Source organism: Flagellimonas ochracea, from assembly GCF_009903685.1.
In the GTDB taxonomy this organism is placed as follows: Bacteria; Bacteroidota; Bacteroidia; order Flavobacteriales; family Flavobacteriaceae; genus Flagellimonas; species Flagellimonas ochracea.
In genome coordinates this window covers 1-1,073 of the sequence record NZ_JAAABI010000024.1, presented here as the reverse complement: position 1 = coordinate 1,073, position 1,073 = coordinate 1, and the positions used below count along the sequence as shown (strand labels likewise).

General features: G+C 33.9%; 1 protein-coding gene. It reads left to right on the top strand.

Features of this window, described 5'->3' with window-relative positions; translation table 11 throughout:
* Window positions 1-222: 222 nt before the first annotated feature.
* Complete coding sequence (locus GTQ34_RS16580; protein WP_166524923.1) at window positions 223-822, top strand: hypothetical protein; 600 nt, start codon at window positions 223-225, stop codon at window positions 820-822.
* The last annotated feature ends 251 nt before the right edge of the window (window positions 823-1,073 follow it).

Genomic DNA, 1,073 nt, shown 5'->3' with positions numbered 1-1,073 from the left:
TTTTGCTCTGAATAGGAAAAAATAAATCAAAACAAAAAGATTTCGTTATGTGCGTGGCGGAAAGCAAACGTTAGTTTGCCCCCGAACTGTTCATAGCTCAACCGTTAAAGTTCAAATAAACGATTCGAATAATAGATGATCAAATACATCAATTTTATTCCGATTTGGGAGTATAGAAGTGTATTTTACATCGCTATAAACAAGTTGCCACCAATTTAAAAAATGACGATACTTCTATTTTCAGCGTTCCTACTTTTAATAATCTTGTCAATTAAATTTTTTGCTCGTAAAAAGCGGAACATTGGACTCAAAATATTAGTAGGTTTTGGAATTTTTGTCGGACTTTCAGCATTGGGTTTAAATTCGTTGTTTGACGATTCATTTGGAGCTTCTACGCCAGTTAATGTTCGGACTGAAAACCTGACCGATAAAAACTTAAAAATTTACGCGATAACTTTTTGGAGCAACAACTGGAATGGAACGGGAAATTATGTGACTTATAACACAGAGCTAAAACCAAATGAAAAGTCTGACTTTTGGTTTGAGAATGATGGAACGACAGAATTTTGGGTTGTAGCAAAGAATAAAAACGGCGGAATTGAATACTTGAAAGTTATAACGGAGCACAAAAGTGAATTCGATTTCGAAATAACAGAAACCAAAAATATCGACTCTGACAAAATTCAAATCGCAGAGGAATTGACTTTTAAAAAGGACAAAAGTGAGCGAATGGAAAAGTATGCGATTTGGTCGAATATTGGATTAATTGGACTTCTGATTTTAAGTCTGGTAAAAATAAAAACTGGTGGCAACAATGTATAACCGCAATTACGGCGGATTCGACTACGTCCGAATCCACTCGAAATTGCTAACGCCAGTTCTAAACCGAAAATTAACGCATATTAACCCGTAACTGACGGTTACACGAACCGTTACCAAAGTTCAAATAAACGATTAATATATAAGATGATCAAATACATCTAAATAAACAAGTACCCATCATTTTAATAATTATGAAGACAAAATTGATTTTGTTATTTGCTTTGTCATTAACATTCATTTCGCAAGCCCAA

Excerpts from the sequence above, each read along its gene's own strand:
- GTQ34_RS16580 (WP_166524923.1), top strand. The coding sequence starts at position 223 with ATGACGATACTTCTATTTTCAGCGTTCCTACTTTTAATAATCTTGTCA.